This window comes from Microbacterium sp. Beta, from assembly GCF_005502545.1.
Taxonomy (GTDB): Bacteria; Actinomycetota; Actinomycetes; order Actinomycetales; family Microbacteriaceae; genus Microbacterium; species Microbacterium oxydans.
Genome location: NZ_SCOG01000009.1, coordinates 1 through 25333 on the forward strand (window position 1 = coordinate 1; position 25333 = coordinate 25333).

General features: G+C 63.8%; 29 protein-coding genes and 1 tRNA gene. 27 read left to right on the forward strand and 3 right to left on the reverse strand.

Annotated elements, in window-relative coordinates:
• Nucleotides 1–83 precede the first annotated feature (83 nt).
• The 27 genes from FFS56_RS10715 (at nt 84) to FFS56_RS20530 (ending at nt 22262) form a co-directional block, all read left to right on the forward strand.
• Nucleotides 84–569 (forward strand): hypothetical protein, encoded by a 486-nt coding sequence (locus tag FFS56_RS10715; RefSeq protein ID WP_137771807.1) that lies wholly within the window; start codon nt 84–86, stop codon nt 567–569.
• Nucleotides 570–577: 8 nt separating this feature from the next.
• Nucleotides 578–2239, forward strand: a complete 1662-nt coding sequence (locus tag FFS56_RS10720; RefSeq protein ID WP_212742670.1) for a hypothetical protein — start codon at nt 578–580, stop codon at nt 2237–2239.
• Between the two features lie 11 nt (nt 2240–2250).
• Nucleotides 2251–3567 carry a phage portal protein gene (locus FFS56_RS10725; protein ID WP_137771809.1) on the forward strand — a complete coding sequence of 439 codons (1317 nt, stop codon included), beginning with the start codon at nt 2251–2253 and terminating at the stop codon, nt 3565–3567.
• Nucleotides 3551–4360: a hypothetical protein gene (locus tag FFS56_RS10730; protein WP_137771810.1), complete on the forward strand. Its 810-nt coding sequence runs from the start codon at nt 3551–3553 to the stop codon at nt 4358–4360. The genes FFS56_RS10725 and FFS56_RS10730 overlap by 17 nt, the downstream gene beginning before the upstream one ends.
• Nucleotides 4361–4435: 75 nt before the next feature.
• Nucleotides 4436–4951 carry a hypothetical protein gene (locus FFS56_RS10735; RefSeq protein WP_137771811.1) on the forward strand — a complete coding sequence of 172 codons (516 nt, stop codon included), beginning with the start codon at nt 4436–4438 and terminating at the stop codon, nt 4949–4951.
• A gap of 57 nt (nt 4952–5008) precedes the next feature.
• Nucleotides 5009–6220 carry a P22 phage major capsid protein family protein gene (locus tag FFS56_RS10740; protein ID WP_137771812.1) on the forward strand — a complete coding sequence of 404 codons (1212 nt, stop codon included), beginning with the start codon at nt 5009–5011 and terminating at the stop codon, nt 6218–6220.
• Nucleotides 6221–6243: 23 nt separating this feature from the next.
• Nucleotides 6244–6810 (forward strand): hypothetical protein, encoded by a 567-nt coding sequence (locus tag FFS56_RS10745; RefSeq protein ID WP_137771813.1) that lies wholly within the window; start codon nt 6244–6246, stop codon nt 6808–6810.
• A gap of 331 nt (nt 6811–7141) precedes the next feature.
• Entirely contained in the window at nt 7142–7492 is a 351-nt protein-coding gene (locus FFS56_RS10750; RefSeq protein WP_137771814.1) for a hypothetical protein, read from the forward strand.
• A 59-nt stretch (nt 7493–7551) separates the two neighbouring features.
• Entirely contained in the window at nt 7552–7863 is a 312-nt protein-coding gene (locus FFS56_RS10755; RefSeq protein ID WP_137771815.1) for a hypothetical protein, read from the forward strand.
• Nucleotides 7864–7936: 73 nt separating this feature from the next.
• Complete coding sequence (locus FFS56_RS10760; protein WP_137771816.1) at nt 7937–8488, forward strand: hypothetical protein; 552 nt, start codon at nt 7937–7939, stop codon at nt 8486–8488.
• A gap of 87 nt (nt 8489–8575) precedes the next feature.
• Nucleotides 8576–8944, forward strand: a complete 369-nt coding sequence (locus FFS56_RS10765) for a hypothetical protein (protein WP_137771817.1) — start codon at nt 8576–8578, stop codon at nt 8942–8944.
• A gap of 47 nt (nt 8945–8991) precedes the next feature.
• Nucleotides 8992–9309: a hypothetical protein gene (locus FFS56_RS10770; RefSeq protein WP_137771818.1), complete on the forward strand. Its 318-nt coding sequence runs from the start codon at nt 8992–8994 to the stop codon at nt 9307–9309.
• Between the two features lie 53 nt (nt 9310–9362).
• Nucleotides 9363–11261 carry a tape measure protein gene (locus tag FFS56_RS10775; RefSeq protein WP_137771819.1) on the forward strand — a complete coding sequence of 633 codons (1899 nt, stop codon included), beginning with the start codon at nt 9363–9365 and terminating at the stop codon, nt 11259–11261.
• Nucleotides 11262–11269: 8 nt separating this feature from the next.
• Nucleotides 11270–12022 carry a hypothetical protein gene (locus tag FFS56_RS10780; protein ID WP_137771820.1) on the forward strand — a complete coding sequence of 251 codons (753 nt, stop codon included), beginning with the start codon at nt 11270–11272 and terminating at the stop codon, nt 12020–12022.
• 95 nt (nt 12023–12117) lie between these two features.
• On the forward strand, nt 12118–13107 hold the full coding sequence (locus tag FFS56_RS10785; RefSeq protein ID WP_137771821.1) for a hypothetical protein: 990 nt from the start codon (nt 12118–12120) through the stop codon (nt 13105–13107).
• Between the two features lie 22 nt (nt 13108–13129).
• On the forward strand, nt 13130–13765 hold the full coding sequence (locus FFS56_RS10790) for a hypothetical protein (protein WP_137771822.1): 636 nt from the start codon (nt 13130–13132) through the stop codon (nt 13763–13765).
• A 27-nt stretch (nt 13766–13792) separates the two neighbouring features.
• Complete coding sequence (locus FFS56_RS10795; protein WP_137771823.1) at nt 13793–14248, forward strand: hypothetical protein; 456 nt, start codon at nt 13793–13795, stop codon at nt 14246–14248.
• 9 nt (nt 14249–14257) lie between these two features.
• Complete coding sequence (locus tag FFS56_RS10800; protein ID WP_137771824.1) at nt 14258–15931, forward strand: NosD domain-containing protein; 1674 nt, start codon at nt 14258–14260, stop codon at nt 15929–15931.
• A 13-nt stretch (nt 15932–15944) separates the two neighbouring features.
• Nucleotides 15945–17186 (forward strand): O-antigen ligase family protein, encoded by a 1242-nt coding sequence (locus FFS56_RS10805; protein ID WP_137771825.1) that lies wholly within the window; start codon nt 15945–15947, stop codon nt 17184–17186.
• Nucleotides 17187–17323: 137 nt separating this feature from the next.
• Entirely contained in the window at nt 17324–18109 is a 786-nt protein-coding gene (locus tag FFS56_RS10810; RefSeq protein ID WP_137771826.1) for a hypothetical protein, read from the forward strand.
• Complete coding sequence (locus FFS56_RS10815) at nt 18109–18399, forward strand: hypothetical protein (RefSeq protein WP_137771827.1); 291 nt, start codon at nt 18109–18111, stop codon at nt 18397–18399. Before FFS56_RS10810 ends, FFS56_RS10815 begins: the two co-directional genes overlap by 1 nt.
• Nucleotides 18396–19004, forward strand: coding sequence for a hypothetical protein (locus FFS56_RS10820; RefSeq protein ID WP_137771828.1), 609 nt, complete (start codon nt 18396–18398; stop codon nt 19002–19004). Before FFS56_RS10815 ends, FFS56_RS10820 begins: the two co-directional genes overlap by 4 nt.
• A gap of 4 nt (nt 19005–19008) precedes the next feature.
• Entirely contained in the window at nt 19009–19353 is a 345-nt protein-coding gene (locus FFS56_RS10825; RefSeq protein ID WP_137771829.1) for a hypothetical protein, read from the forward strand.
• Between the two features lie 2 nt (nt 19354–19355).
• Nucleotides 19356–19715 (forward strand): hypothetical protein, encoded by a 360-nt coding sequence (locus FFS56_RS10830; protein WP_137771830.1) that lies wholly within the window; start codon nt 19356–19358, stop codon nt 19713–19715.
• 28 nt (nt 19716–19743) lie between these two features.
• Nucleotides 19744–21618 carry a glycerophosphodiester phosphodiesterase family protein gene (locus tag FFS56_RS10835; RefSeq protein ID WP_137771831.1) on the forward strand — a complete coding sequence of 625 codons (1875 nt, stop codon included), beginning with the start codon at nt 19744–19746 and terminating at the stop codon, nt 21616–21618.
• Nucleotides 21612–21902: a hypothetical protein gene (locus tag FFS56_RS10840; RefSeq protein WP_137771832.1), complete on the forward strand. Its 291-nt coding sequence runs from the start codon at nt 21612–21614 to the stop codon at nt 21900–21902. The genes FFS56_RS10835 and FFS56_RS10840 overlap by 7 nt, the downstream gene beginning before the upstream one ends.
• A 69-nt stretch (nt 21903–21971) precedes the next feature.
• Nucleotides 21972–22262 carry a hypothetical protein gene (locus FFS56_RS20530; protein ID WP_171010939.1) on the forward strand — a complete coding sequence of 97 codons (291 nt, stop codon included), beginning with the start codon at nt 21972–21974 and terminating at the stop codon, nt 22260–22262.
• 444 nt (nt 22263–22706) lie between these two features.
• On the opposite strand, the gene FFS56_RS10850 is transcribed toward FFS56_RS20530, so the two are convergent.
• The 3 genes from FFS56_RS10850 to orn form a co-directional block, all read right to left on the reverse strand.
• Nucleotides 22707–23852, reverse strand: a complete 1146-nt coding sequence (locus FFS56_RS10850; protein ID WP_171010941.1) for a site-specific integrase — start codon at nt 23850–23852, stop codon at nt 22707–22709.
• A 739-nt stretch (nt 23853–24591) separates the two neighbouring features.
• Nucleotides 24592–24667, reverse strand: a tRNA-His gene (locus FFS56_RS10855).
• 36 nt (nt 24668–24703) lie between these two features.
• Nucleotides 24704–25330, reverse strand: coding sequence for an oligoribonuclease (gene orn / locus FFS56_RS10860; protein ID WP_046747041.1), 627 nt, complete (start codon nt 25328–25330; stop codon nt 24704–24706).
• Nucleotides 25331–25333 lie beyond the last annotated feature (3 nt).

The window sequence follows — 25333 nt, forward strand, 5'->3', positions numbered from 1 at the left end:
GCTGTGGAAACTCCCGCGTACGAGTCTGGGGGATTTCGTGCTCCTGCCCGGAACGGGCATCCCGAAACGGGCTGGAGGCTCACATGGCTGGCAACGGTCCTGCCCCGAAGAATCCGAGCAAGCGGGCGCGCAAGAACGCTGATGTTGCGCCTGTCCGGTACATCACGCCGGCGCGTGCGGTCACTCAGCCGGATCTTCCGGAGTTCGAGGTGGAGATCCGGCCGAAGGATGGCGAGCCGTACATGGTGCCGTTCAACTGGCCGGATGCGACTCGTGGCTGGTGGGACATGCTCCAGCATCACCCGCTGGTGAACGAGTTCTTCGACACGGACTGGGCGTACCTGCTGGACACCGCGATGATCCATGCGGCGTTCTGGAAGGGCAACCTTTCGATGGCGGGCGAGCTGCGGTTGCGTGAGGCGAAGTACGGGTTCACGCCGGAGGACCGGGCGAAGCTTCGGATCTTCTCGGCGGCCGCGATCGAGGGCGAGTCGAAGGCGGTCCTTGGCGCGGTGAAGGTTTCGTCCGCGCGCGATCGTTACGGTTCCACGAAGCGGTTGGAGGCGTAGTGCCTTGGGTGCCGCTGTCTGAAGACGACTTCCCCACTCTCGGGTGGACGGTCGCTGAGCAGATGGAAGAGTACCTTGGGCGGCCGGATGCTGGCGACGATGAGCAGTCAGACCCGTTCATTGTGACGCGCGAGCAGCAGGACTATCTGAACGAGCTCTACCGCCTCGATCCGTTCACCGGGAAGCGTGTGATCCACAGGTCGGTGCTGATGCGTCCTCGAGGTTGGGGCAAGTCGCCCTTCGTTGGCGGCATCATGATCGCCGAGGGGCTGTTTGACGTCGTTCCCGATGGTTGGGATGCGGACGGGCAGCCTGTTGGCAAGCCGTGGTCGTCTGTACGGACTCCGTATGTGGCGATCGCTGCGGTCACGGAGGAGCAGACGAAGAACACATGGGAGCCTCTGCTCGAGATGCTGCGCAACGGCAGCGCTCCCGATGAGTTCAACTGTGACCCGATGGACTCGTTCGTCGCGCTCGAGCGTGGACGCATCGCCCCCATCACCGCCTCGCCTCTATCGATCAAGGGATTCAAGGCCGTCGCGGCGTCGATGGATCAGACCGAGACGTGGCTGCGGTCGAACAGTGGCGTGAAGCTTGCGCAGACGCTCCGCAACAACGCGACGAAGCTTGGCGGGGTCACGATCGAGACACCGAACGCATACACGCTCGGTGAACGGTCAGTGGCCGAGGCGTCGTTCGAGTTCTGGGACAAGATCAAGTCGGGCAAGCACCCGGCGTTGGAGGACGTGCAGTCGATCTACTTCGATCACCGCGTCACTCCCACGACGGACATCGGTGATCGCGAGTCACTGATCAAGGGCTTGCGCGTCGCCTACGGCGACTCGTCCAAGGATCCGCGTGGGTGCGTCCTGCACGACCCGCCGTGCGAACCAGGGTGGTCCGATCTTGAACGCATCGCTGACGACTTCCTGGACACGTCGAATGATCCGGCGCAGATGCGGGCAGACTTCCTCAACCAGGTCGACGCCGCTCGTGACGCATTCGTCACCGACCCCGAGCTGCGTGGTGTCATCGCCGACAAGGTGATCACGAAGAGCGAGCCGGTCACGCTCGGCTTCGACGGTTCCTCCGGTCGCAAACGCGGCATCGCTGACTCGACTGTCCTCGTCGGGTACTCGGTTACGCAGAAGCACCTGTTCAAGGTGGGCCTGTGGGAGCAGCCTGAGGGTCCGAAGGGCGACGGGTGGAAGCCATCCAAGCTCGAGATCGAGCAGGCAGTCGCTCAGGCGTTCAAGGACTACAACGTCGTCGGCTTCTACGCTGACCCCTCCGATGGGTGGGCCGGCGAGGTCAAGCAGTGGGAAGCCACGTACCACAAGCGACTCAAGGCGAAAATGACCACGGCGGAGCCGATCCGGTGGGCACAGAAGAATGTGACACGCACCTGCGAGGTATTCGAGCAGATGTACCAATCGATTTCCAATCGGGAAATCACGTTCGATGGTCACCCCGACATGATTCGCCACTTCCTCAATGCGCGACGCGATCCGCGGCGTGCTGGGTATGTGTTGAAGAAGCCGGACGACGACCAGGACTTCTCGAAGATCGACCTCACATGGGGGTCGATGATGGCTCTCGCCGCCGGGCTTGATGCTGTGGGCAAGGGCGTGAGCGGTGCGCGGAAGCGGGCTGCCCGTCGAATCAGGTAGGAGGTGATCAAGTGACACCCGAGGAGTATCTACCGATTCTGTTGGCGGCTCTTGGCGAGCGTCTGCCGGAAGTGAAGCTGTCACGGCGGTACGTGGACGGGGACGCTCCGCTGCCCGAGATGGGTGCGAACCTCCGCGAGTCGTGGGTTGCATTCCAGCGCAAGTCGCGCACGAACTTCGGTGGCCGCACCTGCGAGTCGCTCGCTGGCCGCATCATCCCGCTGGGAGTGCGGGTCGGTGACAACACTGGAGCCGCCGCTGAAGCAGCGCGACGTTACTACCGGGACAACCGTCTGGGGATCGTGTTCGCGGACGCCGCCTGGAACGCTCTGACGACGGGCTACGGATATCTGCTCACGCAGGATGTCGGTGGACGCGCTGTGACGACCAGCGAGCGCCCTGAACAGATGATCACCATCGCCGACCCTCTGCAGCCGTGGCGAGCGATCGCCGGCGTGAAGGCGTGGCGCGACAAGATCAAGGGCATCGACTACGCGACCGTCTGGGTTCCTGGGCTGGAGCAGCGCTTCACTCGCGGCGCCAAGACCGAATACGGTTCGTTCCGCCGCCTCAACGCGGATGGGTGGGATCCGGGCGAGGTCGTCGAGTACGACGGCGGCGTCCCGATCCAGGTGCTCGAGAACCCGCATGGCGTCGGCGAGGTCACCCCTCACCGCGACGTGATCGATCGCATCAACCTCGGGAAGCTGCAGCGGCTCGTCACGGTCGCCATGCAGGCGTACAAGCAGCGCGTTGTCGAAGGTCTCCCCGAGCCCGACGAGGACGATCCTGTCGACTACGGAAAGGTGTTCGACCCCGCACCCGGCGCGATCTGGGATCTCCCCGAAGGCGCGAAGCTCACTGAGCTCTCTGACGGCTCCGCAGGCATTCAGGCGATGCTCCGGGGCGAAGAAGCAGACGTGCGTGAGTACTGCGGCGTCACTGGTACGCCGATGTCGAACTTCCTTTCCGACTCTCAGAATCAGTCGGCCGAGGGGGCGATGAACGCGAAGGAAGCGGAGATCTCGAAGGCTGAGAAGCGCATCGAGTTGTTCCGTCCCGCGTTCGAGGGGTCGATCCTTGATGCCATGCGGGTCCAGAGTGTCGACGCTGGGGAGACGATCGAGGTGGAGTTCGCTCCGACCGCGTTCGTGTCGTTCGGCGAACGGGCGCAGGCGGCGAACCTTGCCAAGACTGCCGGAATGCCCACACGCTGGATCGCACGCAACATCTGGGGCCAGTCGGCGGATCAGATTCGGGAGATCGAGACCGATATCGCGTTCGAGCAGCTGACGTTGTTCGGAGCGGCCGATGGTAACGCAGCGTAGCTATCAGCAGGCGGTTGAGCAGGTCAGGAACCGCCTGCTGGTGGCATCGAATCGGCTCTGGTCGAACCTGGGTTCCTATCGGGACTCGGACATCGACCGTCTCGTGGCTCTCGTCGTCCCGCACGTTCAGGCCGGACAGATCCAGATCGCGAACCTCACCGAGGCCTACTTCCAGGCTGTCGGTGCGCGGGCGGGGATCGACGTCCGGTACATCACTGGGGGCCGCGGTGTCGCGGCCGAAGAGGTCTATCGGCGCCCCGCCACGACGGTGTATTCAGCGCTGGCCGACGACAAGCCGATGGCACTCGCGGTTGAAGAGGGGGCGGCGCGGCTTGCGTCTCTGATCTCCACCGACATGCAGATGGCGAAGGTCAGGCAGGCGCAACGCTCGCTTGAGTCCGCCGGCATCACTGCCTTCGTCCGTGTGCTGACCGGGAATGAGAACTGCGCGCTGTGCGTCATCGCATCCACTCAGCGGTACCTCACCAGCGAGCTGAGCCCAATTCACCCTGGCTGTGATTGCTCCGTCGATCGCCTGCCGCCTGGGTTTGACCCGGAACAGCAGACCGTCAATAGCGACCTGCTCGAGCTGACCCACGCGACCATCGAGCAGAAGCTCGGTGCCACCGATAGGGGAGCGCGCGACCTTGGACTGGGCAAGACGGTCCGAGACGCTCCGATCTCCGACTACACGGACCTGATCGTCACGCGCACGCATGGCGAGTACGGTCCGACTCTCGCCTGGCGTGACGAGAAGTTCACCAGCAAGGCGCAGATCGAGGCGCTGCAGTAGACGACCGCACAAAGCGGTTCTGAGCCCTGCCGAACGGTGGGGCTTTTTCTATACCCCGAAACGGGAGAGGAAGAGATGCCAGACATCACCGATGAGGAACTTGCTGAGCAGCGGCCGGCAGATGACGCCCCCGAGTCTGAGTGGAAGAAGTACGCCCAGACGTGGGAGAAGCGCGCCAAGGCGAATGCCAAGGCGAATCAGGGCGTCACCGCTGACGAGCTTGCTGACCTCCGCGCGAAGGCGCAGAAGGCGCAGGAGCTCGAGGACGCGCAGAAGACAGAGCTCGAGAAGGCGCTGGCTCGCGCCGAAGCCGCAGAAGCGAAGATCGCGGAACGCGAGAAGGCTGATGCGGCACGTTCACTCGCAGATCAGGTGGCGAAGGAGAAGAGCGAGGGGCGTCAGACGCCCATCTCCGCTTCGATCCTCCGCGGCTCGACCCGTGAAGAGCTCGAAGCGCACGCCGACGAGATCTTGGCACTCCTCCCGGAGAAGCCGAAGGCCGCCACGCCTGGAACGGGTGGCGAACGCGGCGACGACATCGAAGAAGAAGAGGCCGACGCGAAGGACATCGCGGCCAACGTTCGCCTCTAGCTCTCCCGCCTCAACGTCCGTTGGTGGCGGTCATTCATACACAGAAAGGTGCTACCAATGGCACACATCTTTGAGAAGGCGGAGAAGATCGCGGGCGTCGCCCTCGGCATCCTCCAGCGGACCATCGTCCTCCCGAACCTGTTCTCGAACCGGTACGGGATCGCGGACTTCAAGGGAGCGAAGGGCGACGTCGTGAACGTCAAGCGCCCGGCGATCCTGGTCGCACAGGACGCGGGATTCCGTGACCGCAACCCGATCGTCTACCAGGATCTCGTGCAGTCGCGCATCCAGGTGAAGCTCTCCCGCTACCCGATCGTGCCGGTGCAGCTCTCCGACGAAGAGCTCACGCTCGACATCGAGAACTACTCGCAGGACGTCACCGTCCCGCAGGTGCGCGCACTCGTCGAAGACTTCGAGAACACGATCGCCGACACCCTCGGTGCCGCGACCTTCGTGCACGAGGTGAACTACACGCCCGGCGCCGATCCCCGAAAGATCGCGATCCAGGCGCGCAAGCTCCTCAACGACTCCAACGTCCCGGCGAACGGCCGTTACTGGATCGTCGGCTCCGAGGTGTCGGCAGAGATCGCGTCGTTCGACAAGCTCCTCGACGTCGACACCGCCGGCCTCCCCGAGGCCGTCCGTGAAGGTGTCGTCGGACGCCTGGCCGGGTTCACCATCGTGGAGTCGAACGCCCTGGACGGCGACGAGTCGTACTTCGTACACAACTCGGCGCTGGCTCTCGCGTACGTCGCCCCGGCCGCACCGAAGGGCGCAACGTCCTCGGCCATCGCAATCGAAGGCGGACTCTCCGTCCGGCAGCTCTTCGACTACGACAGCGACACGCTGCACGACCGGTCGATCCTCGGCGTCTTCACCGGCGGATCCGTGGTCACGGACCCGCAGATCGGTGACGACGGTCTGGTCGTCCAGTCGGGCGGCGAAGTGCAGATGGAGTTCATCCGCGCGGTCAAGGTCAACTTCGGAGCCGCGAACACGGCCGAGTCGGACACATGGACGCTGGCGAACACCGGAAGCGTCACGGGCGGAACGTTCACCCTGTCCGTTGACGGCGAGTCCACCGAGCCGATCGCATTCGACGCGACCAACCCGGTGATCCGCGACGCCGTCAACGAGCTCGACGGCGTGGCCGGCGCGAACGTCTCCGGTACGACCACCAAGACGATCACCTTCCAGAAGACCGTCATTGTGACGGCCAACTCGGCGGCGATCACCGGAGGCGGTTCCAAGACCGTCACCAAGGTCTAAGCAACCTGAGAAGGGGTGAGGTCATGGCAATAGTGCAGCTCGCATCCCAAGAGGATGTGGAGGCCGCGTTTGGTCGCGACCTCACCCCTGAAGAGGAAGCGCGAGTCGGGGCGATTCTGGACAAGGCTTCAGAGTTGTTCCGGCTCGCCTCCGGGCAGCAATTCACGCCCGGCCGCTCCGTGTCGCGGATCAAGGTCAACGGCGGACGCGTGTTCTTGCGACAGAAGCCGGTGACCGTGATTCACACGGTCACCGATGATCGCGGGCGCGGGATTCCATTCGAGCTTTCGCCGCGGTGGCTTACAGTTCCCCGGCGCTCGCACGAATTCGTGAACGTGGACTACTCGCACGGCGGGGATGTTCCGGATCTCGTCCGGCTCACCATCGCGGACGTCACACGCCAGGTGCTGAGCATCAACCCGAACGCTGCCGAAGGCGTGACCCAGTACTCGGCCACAACCGGTCCGTTCACCGACCAGTACACGTACGCGACGTGGGCACAGGGCGGCGCGACACGCCTCGCGCCGGACGACCTGGCTGTCGCACACTCTTTTCGCCTTCGCGTGCCGAATGTGTGGGTTCCGTCATGAGGCCCATCAGTGAGTTCGTCGAGCATGAGGCTTTCGACGCCGGAGCGGTGGATGCTCACGGGAATCCCGCCGAAGGCTGGGGAGAAGCCGTTTCCGTGGGCGTGTACGCGTTCGATCCGGGCTCGAGCTCGGAACCCCGGGAAGGTGGTGACCGGTTGATCGTTCAGCCGACTCTCTACCTTCCTGCGGAGGCGGTTTTCGGGTCACGCGATCGTGTGACCGCTCGAGGGTATCAGTACGAGGTTGAGGGTGACACTCGCGAGTGGGTGCATCCGACTGATTCGTCCCGACGTGCCAATGTCGTGACGCTGCGCCGAGTGGAGGGGTGATCATGGGCTCAGTCAGTGGATTGAAGTTGAACATCCGTGGCATCAACCGCATCATGGGGTCCGATAGCGCGCAGGACATCGTTGACGCGGAAGGGCGGGCGATCTCTGGCAGGGCGGGTCGAAACTTTGAATACGTTCAACGACGTCATAAGTGGACCGCGCGCGGGTATGTGCAGGCGACGAACGAGGAAGGTCGGATCGAGGAAGCCGCAAACAAGGTGCTCACGAAAGCTATCGGAGCGAGAGTTCCAGCCTCGAATGACTCGTCGCTTGTTCGCTACACCAGGAAACGCGACGGCAAGACCATCTGGGCAACCCAAGCTCAGGTTGAAAACTGGACGAGGTCGCGATGATGGCAAGGATTGACTTCCCGGACGCGGAAGCCATGGTTGGGGCTTTCCTCCGGGCTCGCATGACATCTCCCGTCTCAACTAAGGTGCCGAACCCGCGCCCGAAGCGATTCGTGCAGGCGCGACGCACAGGAGGGTCGGCGTTGAACCGGATCGTCGACCAGCCACAGATCACGGTGACGTGCACGGCCGCGACAAGCGTTGCGGCATCCGATGACGCTCGAGCCGCACGGTTCGCGTTCCTGAACGAGTCCAGCGGTATGCCGTTGGTGCGACGAGTCGAGGACGTGTCCGGCGTGTACTTCGATCCAGACCCTGACACGAACGAGGACAGGTACTCGTTCACTGTGCGGCTGACTGTTCGCGCGGCGTAACCCCACCTGATCTTGGCCCTGCCGCCCGGCGGGGCTTTTCTTATGCCCAGATTCGGGCGATTGGAGGCTCCCCATGGGAGTGAACAGTGACCTGGCCCGGATCTATGGGTCGGACCTTGACAGCATCTGGCTGGGGCCGCTGAGCGCGACTCTGCCGACCGCTCTGGAAGCCCCGGTGGGTTTCGAGGAAGTCGGGTGGATCAGCCCTGCCGGCATCACGGAGACGCCCACCGGTTCGGTGGAGAAGATCCGCGGACACCAGGGCAACGGTGTGGTGCGTACTCGTGTGAACGAGCCGGGGACGACCATCGGTTTCGCCGCACTCGAGTCCAAGGAGCTCACGAACCGACTTCGGTACACCGTGAAGGACTCGACGATCACGACCGGGGTGCGCAAGGAGACTCGTGGCGCCGGCCAGCGTGTGACCACCATGCAGGCCGTGATCGACCTCTACGACCAGTCCGACGAGACCATCCGTGGCAGGTTCATCATCCCGCGCTTCGAGATCGCTCCTGATGGTGAGCGCATCTTCGGGAATACGGAGATCGCGGCGTTCCCGTTCCTTGGCGAGATCATCGGCGACTACTTCTTCCTCGAGACGGATCTCGAAGCCGAAGAGGAGTGACAGACCGGTGGGCGGGGTGCCTCGACTCCATCCCGCCCACCTTTCCTTTCCAGAGTCGAAGTGTTCTGAGTCGAATGGAGTCGAATCATGGTTGCACCGAAGAAGCCGCAGGATCACAAGCCGAAGGCCGCTCCGGCCGTGAAGAGCGTTGACGTCACCGTCCGCGGGCACAAGTACACCGTGCAGATCGCCGGCCTCGGTGACCCGCGCACAATGGATGACATCGGGTTCCTGCAAGAGGTGAACGACATGCAGGAGTCGGGGGTCCCCGTTCCTGCGGAGATGAACTCCGAGGCCGCGATGCGGGTTCCGGGGATGCTTCGACGCATGCTCGGGTACGACGGCGCGCGGAAGGCGCACGGACGACTCGCTGCCGAACACGGCGCCGAGTACAACATCGGTCACACGACCGAGTTCGTGTTCGAGTTGCTGTCGGAGGCCCGCCCAAACTTCTGACGCTCGCGGTGCTCCTTCGCTATCACGAGGGGGCGTTGCGGGCCTCAATGATGCTGTCCTACGGCATGGACCTGGATGACGCGCTGGATGAGCCGTTGACGACCGCCGACCTCGTGGCGTGGTTGCCGGCTGGCTCGCCTGTCTGGCGATCGTTTGGCGGGCCTGCCGCTATCTCGGAAGATCAGCGTGCGCTCCAGATGCTGGACTACACCGTCCGTGTCGTCGATTTCCATGTCCGGAAGGGCAAGGGGAAGAAGCCGCAACCCCCGAAGACGCCGCCGTTCGCGCATGAGCAGCGCGCGGAGGATCTGAAAGTCCGTCGCAAGGCAGAAGCGCTCCTCCGCAGGCATCGATATCCCGCCTGATCCATCCACGAAAGCCGTCCTTCGGGGCGGCTTTCCTCGTTCCGGGGGTGCGCATGGCTTCTGTTGAGATCGCGAACGCCTATGTGGCGCTGACAGCCAAGTTCCCGAACGTCAAGAAGGATATCGCGGAAGCCCTCGGAGCACCGATCGCGCCGGAGGTCGAGAAGTCAGGGTCCAGCCTCGGCGGCAAACTGATGAAGGGCGTCAAGGGGGGCGCTCTTGCTGCCGCTGCGGTGGCTGGCACTGCTATCGCGGTCACGCTCGGCACGGCGCTCACCAAGGGCTTCCAGCGTCTGAATGCCATCGATCAGGCGACAGCGAAGATGGAAGGTCTCGGCTTCACATCGGATGAGACCGCAGGCCTGATGGACAATGCCCTCGCCTCGGTGCGAGGCACGGCGTTCGGTCTGGGTGATGCGGCGACGGTCGCCGCGCAGCTCGCAGCTTCGGGGCTTGGGCCGGGCCAGGAGATGGCCGATGTTCTGACCACGGTCGCGAACACGGCTGCGGCTGCTGGGACTGGCCTGTCGGATATCGGTTCGATTTTCGCGAAGGTGCAGTCCACCGGCAAAGCGCAGAACGATGTGCTGCAGCAGCTCGCCGATCGAGGCATCCCGATCTACCAGAAGCTCGCCGAACAGCTCGGCGTGAGCACGGACGAAGTGTTCAGCCTCGCATCCGCCGGCAAGATCGGGTTCGCCGAGTTCGAAGCGGCAGCACAGTCCGCCAGCGGTGGAGTCGCCGCCGCCATGGGCGGGACCGTCCAAGGCTCATTCGACAACCTCGTGGCATCTCTCGGCCGCATCGGAGCTGGTCTCCTCGGTGGTGTCTTCGACCAGATCGCTCCGATGCTGCAGAACATCACTGCGGGGCTGGCGCCGCTTGAGGAGAAGGCATCCCAGTTCGGGGAGACGATCGGCGAGATCATCAAGGTTGTCTCGGTGGGTTTCACCGGCAACCTGATGGAAGAGGACTCGTTCCTCCCGCTGAGCATGGTGCAGAACGCAATGCAGTTCGGCGAAGTGCTGCGCACCATCTTCGACACGGTTGGCCCACTGATCGGTCAGATCGCCGAGCTCGGCATGCAGTTCTCACCGGTCCTGCTCGCGTTCCAGGTGCTCGGCCCGATCCTGCCGCAGATCGTCAGCATGATCGGCCAGGTGGCTTCCGTCATCGGCGGGGCTCTCGGGCAGGTGCTGCAAGCGATCATGCCCGTGCTTGTGCAGGTCGCGGATGTGTTCGCTCAACTCGTCGCGCAGATCATTCCGCCCCTGCTGCCCATCATCGAGCAGCTTGCCGGGATCATCTCTCAGGTGCTCCTGGCAGTGCTCCCGCTGATCGCGCCGCTGATGCAGCTCATCGAAGCGATCTTCCCGATCTTGCAAGCGGTGATCGCCGCGCTCATCCCGGTCATCCAGGGTGTTGTCGATGCGATCGCATCCGTGCTGATCCCTGTCGTCGACACGCTCGTGGCAATCCTCGGCGGCGTAATCGACTTCCTGACCGGTGTGTTCACCGGGAACTGGGAGAAGGCGTGGCAGGGCATCCAGGACATCTTCGGTGGCATCTTCGAGGGCATTGTCGCGATCGGTAAGGGTGTCATCAACGGCATCATCGACCTGATTAACGGGTTCCTCGGTGGCCTCAATGAGGTCGGCAACTTCGTCGCAGACGCGACAGGTGGAGCTATTGACTTCAGCATCGGCAAGATTCCGCACCTCGCGGAGGGCGGCGTTGTCTCCCGTCGTCAGGGTGGAACGCTCGCCGTCGTCGGAGAGGGCCGTTACGACGAGGCTGTCGTCCCGCTGTCGCCTGGCGTGCTGTCGCAGCTAGGCGGAGGCGGCGGACAGACGTGGAACCAGTACAACACCTTCGAGCATGAGGATCCCGCTGTGGGAGTTGAGCTCGCCGGTCAGAAGTTCGCGGCTATCGCGCAGCGCGCACGAGCGTAGGGGGTCCAATGCTTGAGATCCAGGTCGGCGGACTCGAACTGTTTGGTGCTCCGCTCCCGTCTGCACAGGGCGAGGCAATTCTGGTGAAGCCCGATGGGCTGCAGGGGTGGCGCGGGCTTCCGGCCGGGCGCCGTGAAGCTCTCGCCCGCGCCGTAGAGCACGGAGAGCATGACGTACCCGTGTATCTGCCCTCGCGGGTGGTCACGATCGACGGATGGGTGCTCGCCGAGTCGGAGGACCGGCTCGAGCACCTGTCCGACGCTCTCGCGGGCCTGGGCGCGACCGGGGATCGTATGAGGTTCCAGGTCACGTCTCGTGGAGAGACCCGGTGGGCTGACGGGCGCCGCGTATCCGGTGAGGTTCAAGATTCCCCAGGCGGATTCCTGGAGGCGGAGTACCAACTCCAGTTCGTCTTCGCCGACCCCCGCAAATACGGGGGCGAGAACGTGTATCCGAAGACCGGTACGGCCGTGTCTATCAGCGCGGCGCACTACGGCAACTTTCCAGCTTTCCCGGTTGTCGAGATCCCCTCCGCGCCCGCTGGCTACACGGTCACATCCTCGGGGCAAACGTTCGTCGTCGCCGGAGCGACGGCCGGAGGCACGCACACCGTGGATATGCGGCGCGGCCGGGTATATCGCAACGGCGTGGAGATGCCCGGCGTCGGACGAGGCGACCTTTGGACGGTGCCCCCCGGTCGAGGAGTCCTCTTCACCCTTTCGGTTCCCGGGCGAGTGAAGGCTCTTGACACGTTCATCTGATCGGAGGCGCGCCCATGTGGAGTCTCTGGTCTCATGACTCGATCACCGGAAACGAGATCGGGCGAACATGGCCGGCTAACAGCGCATCGTGGTCGATGAACCTCACCAGCACGGGATCGTGTTCGTTCGAGTTCAAGGTGAACGACTCCGACACCGGCCTCACACGCGCTGACATCGACCGGCTGTTCACCCCCAACAGTCGGACGCTTTCACTGCGGTGGGGCGACGCGTCTGTGATCGGCGCGTGGAAGATCGACGACTGGGACTATGAGGAAGACACCGACACACTCACCGTCAAAGGCGTGGAGTTCCGCGGCGAAGCCAAGTGGCGGATGACGTACGGCGTGAACAGCTACGAACTCGGCACACTCGCGATCGCCAACCGCTCGGCAAGCGGGGCCGTCCGGGCGATCCTCTCCCGATTCATGCAGTGGTCCGCCGAGTGGTCCTACCCGATCGATCTCCCCGCAGATGGCGCCGGTACGATCACTACCACTTGGGAGTACTGGAAGAAGCTCACGATCGAGGATCTGCTTACTCAGATCGAAGAGCTGGGCTACGAGATTCTGTTCCGCCCGTACCTCACGGCCGGCCGGCAACTGCGCTACGAGACGCTCGTGGCAGCGAAGGTGAGCACCGGTTCAAGCAGCTTTCACCTACAGGCCGAGAAGTCTCCTCTCGGGGGGATCGGCTACAAGGTGAACGGAGCTGACCAACTCACAGGTGGCCAAGGGCTGGGCTCCGGCAGCGGCCAAGACCAGCCTGTCGCTTGGTCTGGAAGCGGTCCCTATCTCATCCCGATCCGCGACGCGAAACGCTCCTTTCCTGACCTCACTGGGGCGCAGTTGCAGAGTGCGACGAACGCTTGGTTCGCCGCAGCACGGAATCCGATCGTGCAGTGGAGGGTCGGGTCGTTCACCGCAGACGACGAGTTTCCCGCCGGTCTCGCCACAGTCGGCCGCGGATGGGTACTCGAGTCCTCCGGTCACGTCGTCTTCCCAGACGGACCGCACACACTGCGCGTGATCGCTTGCTCCGGGTCTTTCAGCAACCAGATCAGCGTGGAGGTGCAGAGTGCTTCGTGACCTCTCAGACGCATGGGGATGGTTGCAGCGGATCATCCGTCGCATCGATCGCCTCGAATCCGGGGCACCGCTCGAGAACGCATCGATCACGAACGGACGACTCCGCATCATCGGTGGAACGTTGCGCGTGGACTCGGGCGGCTCAGTGCAGATCGTTGGCACGCTCTCGATCGATGGCACGACCACTGTCACAGGGAACTTCAAAGTGACCGGGCCGTGGCGCCTCGAGGGAAATGGTGTGATCACCGGTGATGTCTCGATCACAGGCAACGTGACCTCCACTGGAACACTTACTCAGAACGGGCCGTGGAACCTGAACGGTGCGGGGACGATTTCCGGGAACGTCACGCAGACCGGCAACACGACGCAGAAGGGAACCGTCGCCGTGAATGGCGGCGGAAAGATCGTTGTTCAGGGCGGGGGCGGCGACGTCGTTCTCGACAGCAGCTACTCATCTCCACGCATCCTGCTAGGCGACGGCAACATTGTAGGCGGAGCGGCGTCGTTCACCTTCTCGGTGGGCTCCCAGACGGTCTACTTCTTCGAGAACACGATCCGTATTCCTGGGATGGCGTCGAAGGCCGCATCGACCGTCCCTGGTGGCTTCGTAGGTGCCGTGCACGTCGATTCCGCTGGCAAGTTCTGGCGCCTCACCTGAGCGCGAAACCTCACGATTGGAGGGGCCATGGCCCTCATCACTGGCGTGCTCTCGGATCTCAGCCGATCTGCTCTGGCGAACTCCTCCCGGAATCTTCATCCGGTGATCGAGTTCCATCCTTCGGGGCCAGGCGTCCGCACTGCGGCGTCCGTGATCTACGTGTCTCGAAAGATCCCTACGACACCGGAAGTGTCTACCGGTGCATGGTCGGTCGACCTGGAGCTGACGACGATCATCAGTCCGGAGATCTGGTACGAGGTTGTCATCCAATGGCTAGACGAAGCAGGGAACTTCATCAGCGTGGACCGATTGCCCGGCCGCCTCTACGTGGATGGTCCAGGCCTCTTCTCGGACAAGTACAGGCCTCTACCCAATCCACTCCAGGTCTGGGTTGAAGCCAACGTCATCACACCGCCGGCGGGCTCGTCGCTTGGCGATCTCGTTCTCGATTCTGTTTCTGGTGACCTCTCGAGGGTCAGTTAGGGGTCTCCAATGGCTGCTGAGCTTGTTCCGATCGCGAACCTGAAGGGGCCGAAGGGCGACCGAGGCTTCCAGGGAATCCCGGGGGTGAATGGCGTCGAGAATGACGATGCGATCGCGGCATACGTCTCAACGGAGGGATCCTCCGAGACTCAGACTGCTCTCGATCACCGCTTCGGGGCAGTGTTTAATGTCCGGCGCTACGGAGCTGTCGGGGACGGCACCGCCAACGACACGGCCGCGATCCAGGCGGCTATCGATGCCGCCGCGGCGGTGCGCGGAAAGGTCGTGTTCGCGTTCGGAGGCGTCTACTCGATCACGAAGGTGCTGCTGAAGACCGGCGTCACACTCGATGTATCTGGCGCAACCCTCAAGGCGAGGTCTGCTGCTGGCGTGACTGCCCTCGTAGAGTCGCCGGCCTGGCTTGGCACGGGCCACATCGAGGACGCGAGCATCGTTGGTGGCAGTTTCGACGTCAACGGTCTCATCTATGGCGCCGTGGTTCTCCGCGACGCTGACCGTATCCGAGTCGAGGGGATCACCGCGTTCGGGTTCCCCACGACGAGTGCGACAGCGATTCGGCTTGACTGGGACACCAATGACTGTCGCGTCCTGAACAACACGATCACACACACTCTCGATGACCCCTACGGAACCGTTACGTCTGCTGTGGGCATCTCCTGCGTCTCGAACACCGTCGATGACCAGTCGGGCGGGCAGAACAACACGCTCACCTTTGTGAACCCGACGAACCTGTCGCGCGGTCACCGGATCTCTGGGAATCGCGTCAAGGGCGGCACGCACGGCGTCGCACTCGTGGGTGCCGCCCAGTGTGTTGTCACCGACAACGTTCTGGAGAACTTTGGGCACCGTGGCATTCTGTTGTCCCCGCGCGCGTGTGACAACACGATCTCCAACAACAACATCCGCGACTTCAACTCCACGGGCATCCACATGGCCTGGGGCTGCCTGCGGAACTCGATCACCGGCAACACCCTTCGCACCGCACGATCTGGCGCTGAGGGCGATGGCATCAAGGGATACTTCGGCTGCTCGCACAACACGATCGCCGATAACAACATCAGCGGGGTGACGGGATCGGCGACGGGTGCTGCGATTCGATTTGCAGTCGGATCGACAGGGAACAACATCTCGGGCAACACCATCACGGAGTGCCTCAACGGGATCCGCATCCAGTCGAAGCTGCCGACTCCGTACTACCAGCCGACGACCCCGCCCGCTGTCGTCGGAACGATCATCGCAGGCAACACCATCACGGTGTCGGGGACAGGCGCTGCCGGGATCCGTCTCGTCGAAGTGAACGGCATCGCAATCCAGCGCGTCTCACTGATCGGCAACACAGTCCTTGGCGGAACAGTTGGATTGGAGATCGTCGAAGCGACGGCGTTCGCTATCAACTCGCTGACGGCGATCGGGAATTCGTTCGCCCCCGCCACGAAGGTGACGCTACCTCGTGGCGCGGCACACTTCCTGTCGATGTTCGGCAACGAGGGAGTCTACGAGGTTTCTCGTGGCGCGTACGTGCAGATGGCGAAAGCTGCAACGCCAACTGCGCCGGCAAGCAGTGACGTGCGCCTGTACGCCGACGACAACGGTGCGGGCAAGACCCGCCTGATGGCGCTCTTCCCAACCGGTGCGGCGCAACAGGTGGCGATCCAGCCCTGAGTATGGTGGTCGAGTGCGTGATCGTCTAAAGCTGATTGCTCGTGTCGTACTCGTCGGTTCGGTCACCTATCTTGTGCTCTTGCCTGTCGGGCACACGGCTGTGCTCACCGGGGTACTGGGTCTCCTCGGTATCTCGTCGGCTGCCCTCGTTTTTCTAGAGTCGCGCCGACTGTCTCGTGAGCTCTGGGTTCCCGCGTCCTTGTCTCTCGCCATCATCGTGTTCGGTGCCGTGGTGGGACTCGGTAACGAGGGCTGGTCGCATTCGTTGATCGCTTGGGTCGCTGCACCCGTGCTGTTCTGGGTCTGGGCCGTGGCGTTGGACGCACGGACGGTGCGTCTTGTGCTGGTGGCTGTCGCCGCGGCGACCGTGGCGCTCTCAGCGGTGACGATCGGTGTTGCCGGGTCTGGACTGTTGCCCATCGGTTACCAGTTCGCGAACGTATCCGTTCACGGGCAGTGGTTCGGAGCAGTTGTGGGCATGTACGGAATGAGCTCGTTCATCGCGCTTGCTCCCATGTGGGTCACAGCACTGTTCTTCCGCGGTCGGCCGTTTCTTCCGCCCTGGTGGCTCGTCCTGCTGGCCGCAGTCGGTTCTCTGTTGTCGACCGTGGTGTCGTCTCGGCGGGCCGTGCTGGCAGGTGTTGTGATCGCTCCGATCGTTGTGCTCATCTGCTATCTCGCGACTCGCGATCGGTCGGTTCCTCTATTCCTTTCCCGGAAAGCCATGCTCACGGCAGTGATCGGGGCCTGCGTTGCAGCAGTTGCGGTTGTTCTTGGGATTCTGTCTCCCGTGGGCCAGAAGGCAGCGCAGGGCGGCGTGGCGTTGATCACTGGGAGCGGTGCGGGCGCCGATGAGCGGCTGCGTCTTGAGCAGATGGATGAGCTCTGGGATGGCTTCCTGGCTTCCCCGATCTGGGGTCACGGCATCGGGGCGACGATCGAGGGGTACAGCCGCAGCAATGATCGGCCGTGGTCGTTCGAGATGCAGTACCACCTCATCCTGTTCCAGACGGGCATCATCGGGGTGCTGCTGCTGGCAGCTGTTGTTGTCTTCGTCGTGCGAGCACTGTGGATGGCTCAGCGTCGAAGCCCGGAGATGCGTCCAGTGCTCGCTGTGGCTTCCTCCGGTGCTTTGGCGATGCTGATTGCCAACTCGCTCAACCCACTGCTTCAAGCCCCCGGCCACTTCTGGGCAGTGTTCCTCCTCATCGGGGCAATCAACATCGCGCTGCGTGACGAAAAGGAACTCGTATAGCTGCACGCATCCAAGATCGATCGAAACCCTCACCTTGCGGTGGGGGTTTCGTCGTTAACGCAGAAGGGCGGTGACCGCATGGGCGGCTCGTTGAACAAGATCGGTACCCCTGATAGTTCCAGCATCGAGGCGATCTGATGTCTCTTCTCGCTTTCGCGGATGCGGTCGACATCGGGGGTGGCAGGGGTCGCCTTGCCGCGCCGGCCGCCGCGTCCCTCGCTCGAGTGGACGCGGCGTTCCGGTACGCGTTCGGGCGTGCCGCGGACATCAACGAGGCGTGGCGGTCCCCGGAACAGGCCGACAAGAATTACCGCGCCTACGTCGCGTACCTGGCCGGTCGTGGCCCCTGGGCGGCGCTCGCGTACCCCGCAGCGACGTCGATCCACTGCCGCGGGTACGCCCTCGACACGGACGATACGAGCACGGCGCACATGCGGATCTGGAACGAGCACGGCTGGTTCTGGACCGTCTACCGCAACGGGAAGCTCATCGAACGCTGGCACCTCGAGTACTTCCCCGAGCGCGACAAACACCGCGGCGCATCCGCCGCCGGCACCACCACACCCACCCCCGGCCAGAAGGCCGCACCCCACGGAGGAAAGATGGTCATCTACGCACGCCGAAACGACGGCCTGATCGTCGCGATCCCCGAAGGTGGCCTCGTCCACAACTTCGAGACCGTCGACGAGTACAACCGGACGCGGGAGGTCATCGCGTTCGTGAACGGTCAGCGGCAGAAGCACGGCCAGCCTCTCATCACCCTGCCGCCGACGATCGGTGAGCTCGTCGACGAGTGCACGATGAACTCGACCGACCTGAACAGCTTGATCCATGCACAGGGTGCGGAGTCGATCCCGACACCGCGTCTGGAGCAGATCGCGGCACGGATGAAGGCGGCTGTCGAAGCAGCCCTGGCCAGCTGATGACCGAGCCGGAACCGACCGGCTGGGAACTCATGCGCGCGATGCGCGATCTCCGCGCGTCCGTCGACAAGGTCACGGCAGGCATGGTGTCGCAGTCGTTGTTCGCGGCGTACCAGCAGGCACAGAAGGAATCCGATGACCGGCAGAACGCCCGGATCAAGGATCTCGAGACGGCACAAGAAGACCAGCGGAAGGAACGTGCGCGGCAATGGTTCGCGATCGTCATGGCGATCGTGTCAGGGATCGTCTCGCTCGGCGTCGCGCTGGTCCTCAGATTGGGGATGCCATGAACGACGGAAGGATCTGGCGCGTCGCGACTGTCGCGGTTGTCGGCCTCTTCTCGATCGCGACTCTCGCGGGCGTGGTGTGGCTGGCCGCCGCGTACCAGCAATCGCAGGAGCAGCTCGCCGCCTCACAGGACCAGACCGCAGCGTCGCAGGCCAACGCACAATCGCTCTACGAGCAACTGCTCGCCGAGGGAGTGGAGCCCGAGGGCGAAGAGCCCGCCGAAGTCACCCCGATCGTGCCGCAGAACGGCCAGGACGGTCAGCGCGGAGAACGTGGCCCCGGACCCACCGGCCAGCAGATCCTCGACGGCATCCGCGCCTGCTTCGAGGCCGGGACATGCGTCGCACCGAAAGGCGACGCCGGCGGGCAAGGCCCGGCAGGCAACGACTCGACTGTGCCTGGCCCGATAGGACCGCCCGGCCCGGTCGGCTCTCCAGGCCCTATGGGGCCGATGGGCCTGCGGGCGCCGCTGGCCCTTCCGGAAACGACGGCCGCGGCATCGAGTCGCTCTACTGCGACGACGCCACCGGCCGCTGGACCGTCACCTACACCGACTCCACCACCGCAGATGCGGGCGCGTGCAGAACACCACTCATCGAAGGAGTAACCCCATGACTGATGCCATCGTTCCCGCTGCGACCAAGCTCGCCGCCAAGCGAGGATTCATCCGCACCGCTACCCAGTCGCTCGCATCGGTGATCCCGATCGCTGCGATCACGATTCCCACCACCGGTGACGCGCTGCTCGGCGTCGGCCTTGCTGCGGCCGGCGCCGTCGCCACCGCGGTCCTCGCTGGTGCCGCGTCTGCACTGTCGATCGTGTCGAACGGGATCCCGAAGGACTACGCCGACGTGACACTGGTGCGCCAGGCCGTGCTGGACGCGCCCGAAGCTGAGGCCTCCGTCGAGATGGCCGTGCAGCGGGTCACGCTCCGCCGCGACCGGAAGCGAGGTTGATCATGGCGTTCACGAACGACACGAAGGAAGCGGCCGCTCTCGCTGTCACCGCACGCGGCAACTGGATCAGCCTCCACACGGCCGACCCGGGCGTAACGGGCGCATCGGAGGCCACCGGGGGCACTCCCGCGTACGCGCGGAAGCAGACCGCATGGGCTGGCGGTGCGGTCGACGGTGTGGTGTCCGGCTCCAGCGTGGCCGTGGATGTCGCCAGCGGCAACTACTCGCACGGGGGCATTTGGACGGCTGCTACCGGCGGCACGTTCGTTGGCGGCTTCGCGCTCTCGTCCCCGACCGGGCCGCTTCCCAGTCAGACAGTGGTGAACGTGGTTCCCACGGTCAACGTCACCTCGGTCGGCTGATCGATCTTCCTGGGCATCGGAGGTAGTCATGGCTGATGCCGCAGTGCTGGGAACCGCGTACACCCGTGTGAATGACTCTCTGAGTCCCGCGGTCAACATCGCTGACGTGCCGGTGGGGGCATGGGTGATCGTGTCGCTCATGTCCGCATCGTCCACGGCGACGTTCACCGCACCTGCCGGGTGGGAGGTTCTGAAGGCTGTCGAGACGACGGGCACGCGCCGCAACCAGATGTGGGGGCGGGTCAAGCAACTCGGCGACGGCAACACGGCCACGTTCACCACGTCGGTGTCGAACGCGATGACGTTCGGTGTGGTGTGGGGGACTGGCGACTGGGGGAATCGTGTGGTCGGTGCCTCACGTACCCGATCCACTGTTGGCGCTTCGCCACGCAGTCAGAACATCGCCCCGTCACTTTCGGCGCCGGCGAGCTCGGTTGTCGTCGCGGTCACGCAGGAGGCGACGAGCGCGCAGGTCGCCTCTGATGAGATCACTGGCACGTCACCGGCAGGGTGGACGCGGGCGCGGTGGGTGGAGCAGATCCCCAACTACCTCGAGACCATTGGCATCTACCAGAAGCCGATGTCGGCGGCGGGTGCATCGGGTGATTTGACGGTCACCTACTCGTCGGCCCAGGACTCGAACGGGTGGGCGGTGCAGGTCGCCATCCCGAGCACCGCACCTGCCGTCACCCCTCCGGGCTTCTCGTCGGTGTCGCAGATGCTCGCCACGCCGGGAGCAACCTGGGCGCACCGCGGCGGATCGACCAACTGGCCCGAGATGAGCAAGTACGCCTACGAACAGGCCGCGCTGGCTGGATACGGGGCGTTGGAGTTCTCCGCGAACCGCACCAGTGACGGGGTGTGGGTGGGTGTGCATGACGCATCCCTGAACCGCACGTCGCAGACCACGGGCCTCCCGGACATCTCGACGATGACGTGGGCTCAGGTGCAGACATACCAGAACTCATTGAACGCGGCCGGAACACCCCGCCCGTACTATCGGCTCGATCAGTTCCTGGACGACTTCACTGGCACGCACGTGGTGATCGTTGACCCGAAGCACGCGATCGGCGCCTACAACACCGAGTTCCTGAACCTGCTCGACGCGCACGGTGGCAACACGAAGATCGTCGTCAAGTTCTACGGTGTCGGCGCGGGCGCGACGGGACTCGCAGACGCCGCCACCGCCCGCGGGTACCAGACGTGGGGGTACTTCTACGACACGGACGTGACGAGTGGTGGACTCGCGGCGGATCAGTCCCACTGGTCGATCCTCGGCATGAACTACGACGCCGCACAGTCCGCGTGGGATGCGGTCCTCGCCTACGGGAAACCGGTCGTCGGGCACATCGCCGCATCGCAGGCGAACTACAACACGGCGATCAGTCGCGGTGCCCGGATGGTGCAATGCGCCAACGTGACAGGGATCGCCGCTGTCGGCGCGTCCACACTCACCGGAACGGGAACACTGCAACTCTCCGGGACGGCTACCCGCACTCTGTCCATCACGCGGACAGGAGTGGGAACGCTAGGCATCGACGGCTCAGCCTCCCGCACTGTCTCGGTGACCCGTGCCGGCGCTGGCGAGCTCGCAGTCACCGGAACGGCGGTCGCTGGTCTCGAGGTCAACACGCACGGCGCGGGGGAGTTGGGCCTATCCGGCTCGGCCACGACGACAGCTGATGTGCAGCGAACCGGGGCAGGTGTCTTGGAGCTCGACGGCGCCGCGTCGGTGTCGGCAGAGATCACGCGAACGGGCGTCGGAGAACTCACCCTCACCGGGCAGGGTGTCATCGATACCCCGGCCGTTGAGTGGCCTGCACGCCTGACCTTGGAAGCGTCGATCGACGCGCTCAACCTGACGGCCACCGTGCCGGAACTCACATTGGAGGCCACATGGTGAAGCAGGGCGACAAGTTCCCGGTGACGTTCACCGTGAACCACGACATCACCGGGGCGACCGTGCGACTCCTCGTGCGCCACCTGTCCCGCGAGGGTGCATTCGAGGAGCTCGACCACACGGTGACCGACGCGGCGAACGGTGTTGTCACACACACCCTCGACGGGACGTGGGCCGAGGGAAGACACTACCTCGAACTCGAGATCACCCAGGCGGGAGAGACGCGCACGGCGCCGACGAAAGGCCAGTGCCTGATCCGCATCGAACCCGACCTCGACCAGCACTGACAGAAGCCCCCACTCGGCCGCAAGCCGCGTGGGGGCTCTTTGTCGTTGGTTCACCGCATCATGGGTGACATGACTTCGTGGCACCCGATCTTCTGGACCGACGAGCCACAACCCGGCCTGTGGGTCATGAAAGCACCCCACGAGATCGAAGCGTTCGGCCGCATCGAGATCCGCCGCGTGTCAGGTGTCGTCCGCTACAAGGTCACGTTGCGGGGAGAGGTCATCGGATGGTCAAACAATCTCTCCCACGCCTGCGAACGGTTGTACGCCGCACACCGGAAACAACAGGACGACGTGCACAGCGGGCCGCCAAACGGAACACAGAGAATGTCCCAGCCCCCGAGGAACATGGACACATGACACCCGCCCAACTCCTCACCTTCGAAGCCCAACACCCACACCACACACCCGACAAGACCGCGTGCATCCGACGCCAACTCGGCATCAGCGAAATCCGCTACTACGTTCTCCTCGCACGCGCCGCACGAACCATCGACGGAATCAAAGCCGATCCCGTCACAGCACGTCGAGTTCGCGAGATCGCCGAACACCGAGAACATGCCCGCAGGCTTAGGACTGCGGCATGAAACCAGAGAAGCCCCCGCCATTGTGGTGGGGGCTTCTTCTGCGTATACGGGAGACGCCATTGTCTCGGTTCAGCTGGTGTTGCGCGTTTTGCCGTTGGCGGGGTCACCATTGACCCCTACGCATCTTCTGGCGATCATCACTACCCGCCGGCCCGAGTCGTTCATCCTGTGCATGACATCATTATGTGTCCGTAATTACAGACTTGTCAAGTCGGTTTTACGTTTCGTTGTTCTGAGTGATCGCCAGGGGTGATTGTGCGCCGGAGAGTGTGAGCGCGATCGCGCTGGCCATCTGGTCGTGAGCGTCCGCAACCAGGTGTCCGTACACACCCACCGTGGTCGTGATCGACTCGTGCCCCATGCGCGCCTGAATGTAGGGGAGGGGGATCCCCTGAGCGATCAACCAGGATGCGTGGGTGTGCCGCATGTCGTGGACGGTTGGCTCACGGCGGAGAGGCTCGAGTCCCAGAGCTCGGCACGTCTCGGCGTCTGACGCTTTGAGTACGGCCGTCCGCCAGATGCGCGTGTAGAACGCCCCGTGCCACATGTGCCCGCCTTGAGGTGCAGGGAACACCCATTCGTCGGATGCGCCCGGTTCGCCCATGATCGCCACGAGATCCGGGAACAGGGAGACGGACCGCCTGGACTTCGAGGACTTCGGGTAGCTGAGGATCGGTGCCCCCTTGGCCTTCTTCCACGCTCGGGTGACGCGCACCGTTGGGGGGTTGCCATGCAGATTCACGTCCGCCCATGTCAGAGCGCTCATCTCGCCCCACCTCAGCCCTGTGCCGGCGAGGAACAGCACCATGCGTCGATAGCGCTCGGGGATGAAGTGGAGCAGCGTGGAGAACTCTGTCGGCGTGAGGAACACGTTCTCGCGCTTCACGCCGCGGGTCATGCGCATCTTGTACGCGGGGTTGTCTGGTCGGAACCCCTCGTCGACGGCGGACTTGAGGACCGCCGACAGGAGAGCGTGGTAGTTCCTGATCGTCTTTGACGAAACATGCTTCCGTTCGGTGGGAGGCTTGTGTCGATCACGCCAGACGGGTTGCTTCTCCTGCCATGCGAGCCATGACCCGACGTCCGGCTTCGTGATGAGGTCGATCGGGATGTCTCCAAGCGTCTGCAACCAGGATCGCTCGGCAACAGCCTCGTATCCCTCGCGTGTGCCTTTCTCCACGCCTGTCAGTAGTCCGCTGTCGGGGGAGAGGTAGCGGTGGGTGTACTCGCGCAGCGTCGGTGTTCCCGCACTCCTATTGCCGCGATCGAGGCGAACCTGTTCAGCAGCACGCCAACCAACCCGGTCGATCATGGCCGCAAACTGATCGGCGCCCTTCTTCTCAAGGAACGTCGTCTGTTTCATCTGACCGTCTACGCGCACCTGAACGCGCCAACGCACCTCGCCAGACGCGAGAGTGCGGGGAGAGACGCTAGCCATGATTCGGCACGCTACTCGGGGGGTCTGACATCTCGAGCCCGCGACCGATACGCGCAAGCTCAAGGTCTACCCGCGTCCTCGCCTTGGCTTTCGTCCTGGCTACACCACTGTCACCACCCTCGACTTGCCAATACCACCCTGAAGCTGGGAACCACGGAGCTTCTCGATAGCGAACGATGGAAACTCGACGGTCAGTTTCAGGCATGTCCGAGCTCCGCGGGCTGCGAAACGGGGACCGCTGTGCGCGAGACAAACCAAGATTCGGGATCGCATCCCTTGGCGGATTCCAGCATCTCCACTGCATAGGCGGGGAAGTCGTCGCGAACCGCTGGCCAGTGGACGGCGGATGGGGGGTTCACGACAAAGCGGTGGGCCATCCGGTCGATCTCAGTAAAGCTTCCGCGGCGACGGCGGGTCAGGCCAAGGACAGAAGCCTTCGGGGAGGGTTCGGAAGTTAACCAGACCAGGTGCTCCCCGATAACGTTATGCAGGGCTGGACGGATCTCTCCATCTTCCGAGATGCCTTGTGCGCCCCGTTCGCTAGTGAAGTGGTAAAGCTGCCTATCTGACATCGGCTGCCTCTCAGATTGAGGCGTGATCCGAAGCGATGTAGGCGGGGATGTAGGCGGCGGGGTTTTTATCCCCCGCCTGCCCTACTCCCTACTGGGGTGAGTAACGGGACTCGAACCCGCGACATCCGGCACCACAAGCCAGCGCTCTACCAGCTGAGCTATACCCACCATGTGCCCACCGGAGCGGGCAACCATACGAGTCTATTACATGTTCGGAGTGAACTCTGACACCGTACGCGAAGCGATCTCGCGAGCCTCGTCGCTGGACGGACCCGGCTCATCGACGAACACGGCCTCCCGGTAGTAGCGGAGCTCCCTGATCGACTCCAGGATGTCAGCAAGGGCGCGGTGACCGCCGTCCTTCGAGGGAGCCTGGAAGAACACCCGCGGATACCAGCGGCGCGACAGCTCTTTGATGCTCGACACGTCGACGTTGCGGTAATGCAGCCACTGATCGACCTGGGGCATGTACTTTGCCAGGAACATCCTGTCCGTGCCGATCGTGTTGCCTGCCAGAGGAGCCTTCCGCTCGAGCGGAACGAAGCGCTTGATATAGGCGAGAGTCTGCGCCTCCGCCTCTTCGAGCGAGAGACCGCCTGCGATCTCGTCGATGAGCCCCGAGGTCTCGTGCATGTTCGTGACGAAGTCATTCATGTGATCGAGGGCCGCTTCGCTGGCTCTGATCACCACCTGGAACCCCGCATCGACGGGGTTGAGTTCGAAGTCGGTGATCACGACCGCGATCTCCACGAGTTCGTCGACTGCGAGATCGAGGCCCGTCATCTCGCAGTCGATCCATACGAGGCGGTCATTCTCGGACGCAGATACCATGTC

Excerpts from the sequence above, each read along its gene's own strand:
- FFS56_RS10715 (WP_137771807.1), top strand. The coding sequence starts at position 84 with ATGGCTGGCAACGGTCCTGCCCCGAAGAATCCGAGCAAGCGGGCGCGC.
- FFS56_RS10730 (WP_137771810.1), top strand. The coding sequence starts at position 3,551 with ATGGTAACGCAGCGTAGCTATCAGCAGGCGGTTGAGCAGGTCAGGAAC.
- FFS56_RS10735 (WP_137771811.1), top strand. The coding sequence starts at position 4,436 with ATGCCAGACATCACCGATGAGGAACTTGCTGAGCAGCGGCCGGCAGAT.
- FFS56_RS10740 (WP_137771812.1), top strand. The coding sequence starts at position 5,009 with ATGGCACACATCTTTGAGAAGGCGGAGAAGATCGCGGGCGTCGCCCTC.
- FFS56_RS10745 (WP_137771813.1), top strand. The coding sequence starts at position 6,244 with ATGGCAATAGTGCAGCTCGCATCCCAAGAGGATGTGGAGGCCGCGTTT.
- FFS56_RS10750 (WP_137771814.1), top strand. The coding sequence starts at position 7,142 with ATGGGCTCAGTCAGTGGATTGAAGTTGAACATCCGTGGCATCAACCGC.
- FFS56_RS10755 (WP_137771815.1), top strand. The coding sequence starts at position 7,552 with ATGACATCTCCCGTCTCAACTAAGGTGCCGAACCCGCGCCCGAAGCGA.
- FFS56_RS10760 (WP_137771816.1), top strand. The coding sequence starts at position 7,937 with ATGGGAGTGAACAGTGACCTGGCCCGGATCTATGGGTCGGACCTTGAC.
- FFS56_RS10765 (WP_137771817.1), top strand. The coding sequence starts at position 8,576 with ATGGTTGCACCGAAGAAGCCGCAGGATCACAAGCCGAAGGCCGCTCCG.
- FFS56_RS10770 (WP_137771818.1), top strand. The coding sequence starts at position 8,992 with ATGATGCTGTCCTACGGCATGGACCTGGATGACGCGCTGGATGAGCCG.
- FFS56_RS10775 (WP_137771819.1), top strand. The coding sequence starts at position 9,363 with ATGGCTTCTGTTGAGATCGCGAACGCCTATGTGGCGCTGACAGCCAAG.
- FFS56_RS10780 (WP_137771820.1), top strand. The coding sequence starts at position 11,270 with ATGCTTGAGATCCAGGTCGGCGGACTCGAACTGTTTGGTGCTCCGCTC.
- FFS56_RS10785 (WP_137771821.1), top strand. The coding sequence starts at position 12,118 with ATGAACCTCACCAGCACGGGATCGTGTTCGTTCGAGTTCAAGGTGAAC.
- FFS56_RS10795 (WP_137771823.1), top strand. The coding sequence starts at position 13,793 with ATGGCCCTCATCACTGGCGTGCTCTCGGATCTCAGCCGATCTGCTCTG.
- FFS56_RS10800 (WP_137771824.1), top strand. The coding sequence starts at position 14,258 with ATGGCTGCTGAGCTTGTTCCGATCGCGAACCTGAAGGGGCCGAAGGGC.
- FFS56_RS10810 (WP_137771826.1), top strand. The coding sequence starts at position 17,324 with ATGTCTCTTCTCGCTTTCGCGGATGCGGTCGACATCGGGGGTGGCAGG.
- FFS56_RS10815 (WP_137771827.1), top strand. The coding sequence starts at position 18,109 with ATGACCGAGCCGGAACCGACCGGCTGGGAACTCATGCGCGCGATGCGC.
- FFS56_RS10820 (WP_137771828.1), top strand. The coding sequence starts at position 18,396 with ATGAACGACGGAAGGATCTGGCGCGTCGCGACTGTCGCGGTTGTCGGC.
- FFS56_RS10825 (WP_137771829.1), top strand. The coding sequence starts at position 19,009 with ATGACTGATGCCATCGTTCCCGCTGCGACCAAGCTCGCCGCCAAGCGA.
- FFS56_RS10830 (WP_137771830.1), top strand. The coding sequence starts at position 19,356 with ATGGCGTTCACGAACGACACGAAGGAAGCGGCCGCTCTCGCTGTCACC.
- FFS56_RS10835 (WP_137771831.1), top strand. The coding sequence starts at position 19,744 with ATGGCTGATGCCGCAGTGCTGGGAACCGCGTACACCCGTGTGAATGAC.
- FFS56_RS10840 (WP_137771832.1), top strand. The coding sequence starts at position 21,612 with ATGGTGAAGCAGGGCGACAAGTTCCCGGTGACGTTCACCGTGAACCAC.
- FFS56_RS20530 (WP_171010939.1), top strand. The coding sequence starts at position 21,972 with ATGACTTCGTGGCACCCGATCTTCTGGACCGACGAGCCACAACCCGGC.
- FFS56_RS10850 (WP_171010941.1), bottom strand. The coding sequence starts at position 23,852 with ATGAAACAGACGACGTTCCTTGAGAAGAAGGGCGCCGATCAGTTTGCG.
- orn (WP_046747041.1), bottom strand. The coding sequence starts at position 25,330 with ATGGTATCTGCGTCCGAGAATGACCGCCTCGTATGGATCGACTGCGAG.